Here is an 8,070-nt window from a genome sequence, read left to right as displayed (position 1 = left end):
AAACGGCCGCGGACGCACCGGCGGCGATACTGGCGGCGGACTGCGCAGCGGTTGGCGCACCGGCAAAGGGGTCGGGGTCGGCAATGCCACAGGTTCGGGCATGGGTTCAGCGTGTCGACTGAAGGCAAACGACTGCGGGATGCCGATCGAGCGCATGCCCAGACGCCCGAGCAGACTGCCCTCGGCCGGGCCGATGAACAGCACGCCATCCACGTGAGTCAGACGCTTGAGCACTTCAAACACCTGCTTCTGGGTCGGCTGGTCGAAATAGATCAGCAGGTTGCGGCAGAACACAAAATCGAACGGCGGCTCACCCGCCAGTAGCGTCGGATCCAACACATTGCCGGCCTGCAGGCGCACCTGCTCACGCACCGCTTCGCTGACCCGATGGCCGTCCTGTTCGGCGGTGAAATGACGCTCGCGAAAGCCCAGATCCTGACCCCGAAACGAGTTCTTGCCGTACAGCCCGCGCCGCGCCTTGTCCACCGACAGCGGGCTGACATCCATGCCATCGACCTTGAACTGATGGGGCTTGAGCCCGGCATCGAGCAAGGCCATGGCAATCGAGTAGGGTTCTTCACCGGTCGAACACGGCAGGCTGAGGATGCGCAGCGCACGCATGTTGTTCAATTGGTCCAGACGCTTGCGCGCCAGCTTGCCGAGCGTGGCGAAGGATTCCGGGTAACGGAAAAACCAGGTTTCAGGGACGATCACCGCTTCGATCAACGCTTGCTGTTCATCCCGCGAACCTTGCAGCAGTTGCCAGTATTCATCGCTGTGCGCCGCTTGCGAGAGCGTGGTGCGTTGGCGCACCGCGCGCTCGATGATCGCCGGTCCCACCGACGTGACATCCAGACCGATGCGTTCCTTGAGGAAATCGAAAAAACGCTGATCGCTGCTCATGACGGCGTCTCATGCGGCGCGGGAAAGAGCAGGCTGCGCACGGCGTCATCCAGCAAGTCGTTGACCCGCACCCACTGCACCAGGCCCTGGGCATCTTCGCGTACCGGGCCGAGGTACGGCGCCTGACGATTGTCCAGACCATACGGCTGAAAATCCTCGGGATTGCAGCGCAGGGTGTCGGTCGCCTGTTCGAGTATCAGTCCGAGCCAGCGTGGCGACTGCCGTTGATCCGGGCGGTAATGCACCAGCACCAACCGGGTGCTGGTGCGCGCCTCGGCCGGTTGACCGAAGGTCAGCGCACTGAGGTCGATAGCCGGCACCACCGCACCACGATAGGCGAACACCCCGGCGACCCACTTCGGCGCCTGGGCAATTGGCTTCAACGGTACGCGCGGCAGAACCTCCGCCACTTCAGTGGCGCGCAATGCATAGCGTTCGTTGCCGATGCGAAACAGCAGAAACAGCGCCTGTCTGGCCACTGGCGCAGCGCTGCGTTTGGCAGTGATTTCGCTCATCAGACTTTGAATCGCGAAACGCCACTGCGCAGCCCGACGGCCACCTGGCTCAGTTCGTCGATGGCGAAACTGGCCTGACGCAACGACTCGACGGTCTGGCTGCTGGCGTCGCCCAACTGCACCAGCGCATGGTTGATCTGTTCGGCGCCGGTGGCCTGGGCCTGCATGCCTTCGTTGACCATCAACACCCGCGGCGCCAGCGCCTGCACCTGATGGATGATCTGCGACAGTTGCTCGCCGACCTGCTGCACTTCGGCCATGCCCCGGCGCACTTCTTCGGAGAACTTGTCCATGCCCATCACACCGGCAGACACCGCCGACTGGATCTCGCGGACCATCTGTTCAATGTCATACGTGGCGACGGCGGTCTGATCCGCCAGACGCCGCACTTCGGTGGCGACCACGGCAAAACCACGGCCGTACTCACCGGCCTTCTCGGCCTCGATGGCGGCGTTAAGCGACAGCAGGTTGGTCTGGTCGGCAACCTTGACGATGGTCACCACCACCTGATTGATGTTGCCGGCCTTCTCGTTGAGGATCGCCAGTTTCGCGTTGACCAGGTCAGCCGCGCCCATCACCGAGTGCATGGTGTCTTCCATGCGCGCCAGGCCTTGCTGGCCGGACCCGGCGAGCACCGAGGCCTGATCGGCGGCGGTGGACACTTCGGTCATGGTGCGCACCAGATCCCGCGAGGTGGCGGCGATTTCCCGCGAGGTCGCGCCGATTTCGGTGGTGGTGGCGGCGGTTTCGGTGGCGGTGGCCTGTTGCTGCTTCGATGTGGCGGCGATCTCGGTCACCGAGGTGGTCACCTGCACCGACGAACGCTGGGCCTGAGACACCAGCGAGGTCAGCTCGGTCATCATGTCGTTGAAGCCGGTTTCCACCGCGCCGAACTCGTCCTTGCGATCCAGATTCAGACGGCTGCTCAAGTCACCGGTGCGCATGATTTCGAGGATCTTCACGATGCGGTTCATCGGCGCCATGATTGCGCGCATCAGCAGCAGGCCACAGGCACCTGCCGCCAGCACGGCCACCAGCAGCGAGACAAACATGCTGACCTTGGCCGCCGCTACCGCCTCGTCGATGTTGGCCATGGCCTGATCGGCGACCCGCTTGTTCTCACCGATGATGTCGTTGAGTTTCATGCGGCCGGTGTACTAGGCCGGGGTCAGCTTCTCGGTAAACAGCTTGACCGCCTCGGCTTCGAGATTGCGCTTGTGCAGATCGAGTACCTGATCCTGAATCTGCATGTAGGTGTCGTGGTCCTTCTCGAACGCAGCGAACTCGACCCGGTCTTCGTCGGTGGTGACGGTGCTGCGATAGTTGGCCATCTGCTCTTGCAGGCGCGTCTCGAACGCCTTGTAGTCCGCCGCATCTTCACTGCTGATGCCCTGCCCCTCCTTGAGCCCCAGCAGTTCCTGGGTCTGCAGGTAACTGTCGACCCACGCACCGCGAATCATCGAGCTGTAATAGACGCCGGGAACGGCGTCATCACGCACGCTGCTTTCACTGGCTTCGATTTTCAGCAGGCGGGAATACGAAACAACGACCATCAGCAACATGATGGCGATAATCACCGCAAAGCTCGCCAAAATGCGTTGGCGCAACGTCCAGTTCTTCACAGTGATTCCTCGTGCCTAAGTCGAAATGCGGGGAGTATAGCCGAGGGCGGTGTTTCATTTATAAGACGCTTTTTAACCCTCGGGCCTGCCAGGCATGGATGGCCGGGAGGCTCTGGGGTGGGACTGTCCGACAATCCGGGGCTGGCGTGCCAGTGATGGAACGGCAAAAAGGGGCGCTGGATCGGCCATTGCTGTGGATGCGCAGCTGAAAACGCAATCGTGAGCAGGCTTCGGCGTCTGGCCCAAAACCTTGTAGGAGCTGCGGCACGCTGCGATCTTTTGCTGTTGGCTTAAAAAATCAAAAGATCGCAGCGTACCGCAGCTCCTACATGAATACCGTGTTCAGGCAGTTCTACAGCGATACCTGGCGCACCTGATTCTCCAGTTCTACCTTCAACCCCGGCTCCAGCTTCAGTTGCTTGGCCAGTTCCTCCAGATACGCCTTTTCCATAAAGCTCTCCTCATCCACCAGCATCACGCTGGCGATGTACATTTCCGCCGCCATCTCCGGCGTACTCGCGGCGCGGGCGACGTCGCTTGGGTCGAGGGGTTTGTTGAGTTCGGCGTGCAGCCAGTGTTGCAGTTCCTGATCGTTGTCGAGTTTGATGAATTCGCCTTCGATCAATTGGCGCTCGCGATCATCGATATGGCCATCAGCCTTTGCAGCGGCGACCAGTGCTTTGAGAATGGCCTGGCTGTGTTGCTCGGCTTGCGCCGGTGGCAAGCGGTCGAGGGTTTGCGGTTCGGTTTGTGGGGCGGTGCCTTTTTTGCGCGTTCCAGTTGCCGTAGGCCTTGTAGGCCAGCACACCCAGTGCTGCGAGGCCGCCGTAGATCGCGACTTTGCCGCCGACCTTGCGTACTTTCTTGTTGCCGAGAAGCAGCCCCATCGCTCCGGCCGCCAGCGCACCACCGCCGGCTCCCCGACAGCAGTCCTCCCAGCGCCCCTGAGCCTGAAGACCCACCCAGCAAACCGCCCAGGCCGCCAGCCGCCGGTTTGTTCTGCGCGCCGCCGGCCTTGTTCTGCAACAGATCCTGGCCGGATTTGAGTAGTTGGTCGAGCAATCCACGGGTGTTCATGTTCCGCCTCCAAAGCAGGGGTTATCCGGATCTATCAGGCCCTCAGCCTAGTTCGAAAGTGCCCTGGCCCGGCCTGCGAGTGTGCTTCCAGATGTTGCTCCGCCTGCAGCAGCCCTTCGTGAAAATAGATATACACTCAGGCCAATCTATAAAAACTGCCCACCGGGTACCCACCTCATGATGACCCTGCGTCAGATCCGTCACTTCATCGCGGTGGCCGAGACCGGCTCGATTTCCGCCGCCGCGCAAACCGCGTTTATTTCCCAATCGACCCTGACCCTCGCCATTCAGCAACTGGAAGAGGAAATCGGCGTCAGCCTGTTCAACCGTCACGCCAAGGGCATGACCTTGACTCATCAGGGTCATCAATTCCTGCGCCAGGCGCATCTGATTCTGGCAACGGTGGATAACGCCAAGCGCAGCCTGCAACAAAGCACCGACCAGGTGGCCGGGCAGTTGATTGTCGGCGTGACCAGTCTGGTGGCCGGTTATTACCTCGCCGATTTGCTCACCCGTTTTCAGCGCGCCTATCCCAATGTCGAGATCCGGGTGATGGAGGACGAGCGGCCGTACATCGAACATTTGCTGGTCAGCGGCGAGATCGATGTCGGCGTGCTGATCCTGTCCAACCTCGAAGACCGCCACGCCTTGCAAACCGAAGTGCTGACGCACTCGCCGCACCGTCTGTGGCTGCCGGCCCAGCATCCGCTGCTGGAGCACGACAGCATCAATCTCGCCGATGTTGCCCGCGAACCGCTGATTCAACTGAACGTCGACGAGATGGATCGCAATGCCCAACGCCTGTGGCGCGGTGCCGGGCTGCAACCGAAGATCACCCTGCGCACGGCATCCACCGAAGCCGTGCGAAGCCTTGTCGCAGCCGGTCTGGGCGTGTCGATCCAGCCGGACATGACCTACCGCCCGTGGTCACTGGAGGGCGACATCATCGAAGCACGGCCGATTGCCGACCTCAACCAGACCCTCGATGTCGGTCTGGCCTGGCGCCGTGGGACAGCGCGCCCCGCTCTGGTCGATCCATTCCTGACCGTGGCCCGCGAGCAACCGCACGGCGGACGCAAGCCATCTATTTAATCGAATGCCACCTTCAGTATTTAGAATTTGTCGACCTCGGAGCCGCGCACTAGTCTTGCTGCATCTATAAGACGGTCGGCTCCCGGGCATGGGAGCCACAATGACCACACAAGAAAAGAGATCGCGGAAAATGGCTGGCGTGCAGACCCCGATGTGTACCGCGTTGCTGATCGACGGCGAACTGGTCGCCGGGCAGGGTTTTGTCGAACCGATCCTCAATCCGGCCACCGGTGAAATCCTCACCCACATCGCCGAGGCCAGCACCGAGCAGGTCGAAACCGCGATTCTCGCCGCCCACCGCGCGTTTGCCGAATGGTCGCGCACCACACCGCAACAACGCTCGAATCTGTTGCTGGACATCGCCAACGCGGTGGAAAAAACACGCCGATCACCTCGCCCGCCTCGAAGCGCTGAATTGCGGCAAGCCGCTGCACCTGGCGCGGCAGGACGACCTGACTGCGACCGTCGATGTGTTCCGCTTCTTTGCCGGTGCCGTACGCTGCCAGACCGGTCAGCTCAGCGGCGAATACCTGCCGGGCTACACCAGCATGGTGCGCCGCGATCCGATTGGGGTCGTCGCCTCGATTGCGCCGTGGAACTACCCGATCATGATGGCCGCGTGGAAAATCGCCCCGGCCCTCGCCGCTGGCAATACGCTGGTGTTCAAACCCTCGGAACACACACCGTTGTCGATCCTCGCGCTGGCGCCAGCGCTGGCCGAGATCCTGCCGCGCCGGGGTGATCAACATCCTCTGCGGTGGCGGTGAAGGCGTCGGCAGCCATCTGGTCGGGCATGCCAAAGTGCGCATGGTCTCGCTGACCGGCGATATCGTCACCGGGCAGAAAATCCTGCAAGCCGCTGCAAAAACCCTCAAACGCACGCATCTGGAACTCGGCGGCAAAGCCCCGGTGATCGTCTGCAACGACGCCGACCTGCAAGCGGTGGTCGACGGCGTGCGCACCTACGGTTACTACAACGCCGGTCAGGACTGCACCGCCGCGTGCCGCATCTACGCGCAGGCCGGGATTCACGACAAACTGGTTGCCGAACTGGGTGCGGCAGTCAGCAGCCTGCGCTTCGCCGGCAAGCGCGATGCCGACAACGAGATCGGCCCGCTGATCAGTACCCGCCAGCGCGACCGCGTCGCCAGTTTCGTCGAACGCGCCCTCGGCCAGCCGCACATCGAGCGGGTGACCGGCGCGGCGGTGCATTCCGGCGCCGGGTTCTTTTACCAGCCGACGCTGCTGGCCGGTTGCAAGCAAACGGATGAAATCGTCCAGCGCGAAGTGTTCGGCCCGGTGGTGACCGTGACCCGTTTCGACGAACTCGCACAAGCGGTGGAGTGGGCCAACGACTCCGAATACGGCCTCGCCTCGTCGGTGTGGACACAGAATCTGGACAAGGCAATGCAGGTCGCCGCCCGCTTGCAGTACGGCTGCACCTGGATCAACAGCCATTTCATGCTGGTCAGCGAAATGCCCCACGGCGGACTGAAACGTTCCGGATACGGCAAAGACTTGTCCAGTGATTCGCTGCAGGACTACAGCGTGGTGCGGCACATCATGGCCCGCCACGGCCAGCATCTCTGACTACGCTAATAACAAGCCGCCAACGGCATGCTGCACCGCGTTCACAACTGCCCCGACCATAATTTAAAGAAGAGGGTTCAACCATGTTCGTGCACAAGACCGCACTGCTCAGTGCAATCACCACGGCCCTGCTGGCCAGCGCCAGCCTGCAAGCCGCCGAGCCGCTGAAGGCCGTCGGCGCCGGCGAAGGTCAGCTGGATATCGTGGCCTGGCCCGGCTACATCGAACGTGGCGAGAGCGACAAGGCTTACGACTGGGTCACCGGTTTCGAAAAAGAAACCGGCTGCAAGGTCAATGTGAAGACTGCCGCCACCTCCGACGAAATGGTCAGCCTGATGGCCAAGGGCGGTTACGACCTAGTCACCGCGTCCGGTGATGCGTCGTTGCGCTTGATCGTCGGCAAACGCGTGCAACCGATCAACACCGCGTTGATCCCGAACTGGAACACCCTCGATCCACGCCTGAAAGATGCGCCATGGTACGTGGTCAACAAGCAGACCTACGGCACCCCGTATCAGTGGGGCCCGAACGTGCTGATGTACAACACCAACGTGTTCAAGACGCCGCCGACCAGCTGGAATGTGCTGTTCGACGCGCAGAACTTCCCCGACGGCAAGCCGAACAAGGGCCGCGTGCAGGCCTATGACGGGCCGATCTACATCGCTGATGCGGCGCTGTACCTGAAAACCGCCAAGCCTGAGCTGGGGATCAAGGATCCGTATCAATTGACCGAAGCACAGTACAAAGCGGTGCTCGATCTGTTGCGTGCGCAGCAGCCATTGATCCACCGCTACTGGCATGACACCACGGTGCAGATGAGCGACTTCAAGAACGAAGGTGTGGTGGCGTCGAGTGCCTGGCCGTATCAGGTCAACGGCCTGATCAATGAGAAACAGCCGATTGCCTCGACCATTCCGAAAGAAGGCGCCACCGGTTGGGCCGACACCACCATGCTGCACGCCGAGGCCAAGCACCCGAACTGCGCGTACAAGTGGATGGACTGGTCACTGCAGCCGAAAGTCCAGGGTGACGTGGCGGCGTGGTTTGGTTCGCTGCCAGCCGTGCCGGCAGCGTGCAAGGAAAGCGAACTGCTCGGCGCCGAGGGTTGCAAGACCAATGGCTTCGACCAGTTCGACAAGATCGCCTTCTGGAAAACCCCGCAGGCTGAAGGCGGCAAATTCGTGCCGTACAGCCGCTGGACCCAGGACTACATCGCGATCATGGGCGGCAGGTAAGCCCTTTCAAGATCAAAAGATCGCAGCCTGCGGCAK

Annotated in this window: 4 protein-coding genes and 3 pseudogenes; 3 read left to right on the top strand and 4 right to left on the bottom strand. The window is 61.8% G+C overall.

The window, feature by feature from the left end:
- The 4 genes and pseudogenes from HT737_RS21150 to HT737_RS21135 all read right to left on the bottom strand — a co-directional run.
- Positions 1–903: protein-glutamate O-methyltransferase CheR (locus tag HT737_RS21150; protein ID WP_182403941.1), on the bottom strand; the 903-nt coding region annotated here is incomplete at its 3' end.
- Entirely contained in the window at positions 900–1,418 is a 519-nt protein-coding gene (locus HT737_RS21145; protein ID WP_182403940.1) for a chemotaxis protein CheW, read from the bottom strand. The genes HT737_RS21150 and HT737_RS21145, both read right to left, overlap by 4 nt.
- Positions 1,418–3,040, bottom strand: a pseudogene (locus HT737_RS21140) (methyl-accepting chemotaxis protein). Before HT737_RS21140 ends, HT737_RS21145 begins: the two are co-directional and overlap by 1 nt.
- Positions 3,041–3,392: 352 nt before the next feature.
- A pseudogene (locus HT737_RS21135) lies at positions 3,393–3,927 on the bottom strand (tellurite resistance TerB family protein).
- 367 nt (positions 3,928–4,294) lie between these two features.
- On the opposite strand from HT737_RS21135, the gene HT737_RS21130 reads away from it, so the two are divergent.
- From HT737_RS21130 to ydcS, 3 genes and pseudogenes are all read left to right on the top strand, one after another.
- Positions 4,295–5,209: a LysR family transcriptional regulator gene (locus HT737_RS21130; protein ID WP_007954670.1), complete on the top strand. Its 915-nt coding sequence runs from the start codon at positions 4,295–4,297 to the stop codon at positions 5,207–5,209.
- A 130-nt stretch (positions 5,210–5,339) separates the two neighbouring features.
- Positions 5,340–6,799: pseudogene (locus HT737_RS21125) on the top strand (gamma-aminobutyraldehyde dehydrogenase).
- Between the two features lie 83 nt (positions 6,800–6,882).
- Entirely contained in the window at positions 6,883–8,034 is a 1,152-nt protein-coding gene (ydcS, locus tag HT737_RS21120; protein ID WP_095667415.1) for a putative ABC transporter substrate-binding protein YdcS, read from the top strand.
- Positions 8,035–8,070 lie beyond the last annotated feature (36 nt).

Source organism: Pseudomonas sp. MD195_PC81_125, from assembly GCF_014060985.1.
In the GTDB taxonomy this organism is placed as follows: Bacteria; Pseudomonadota; Gammaproteobacteria; order Pseudomonadales; family Pseudomonadaceae; genus Aquipseudomonas; species Aquipseudomonas parakoreensis.
Note: the sequence above shows the minus strand (reverse complement) of the source record. Positions and strands in the feature narration are given on the sequence as shown.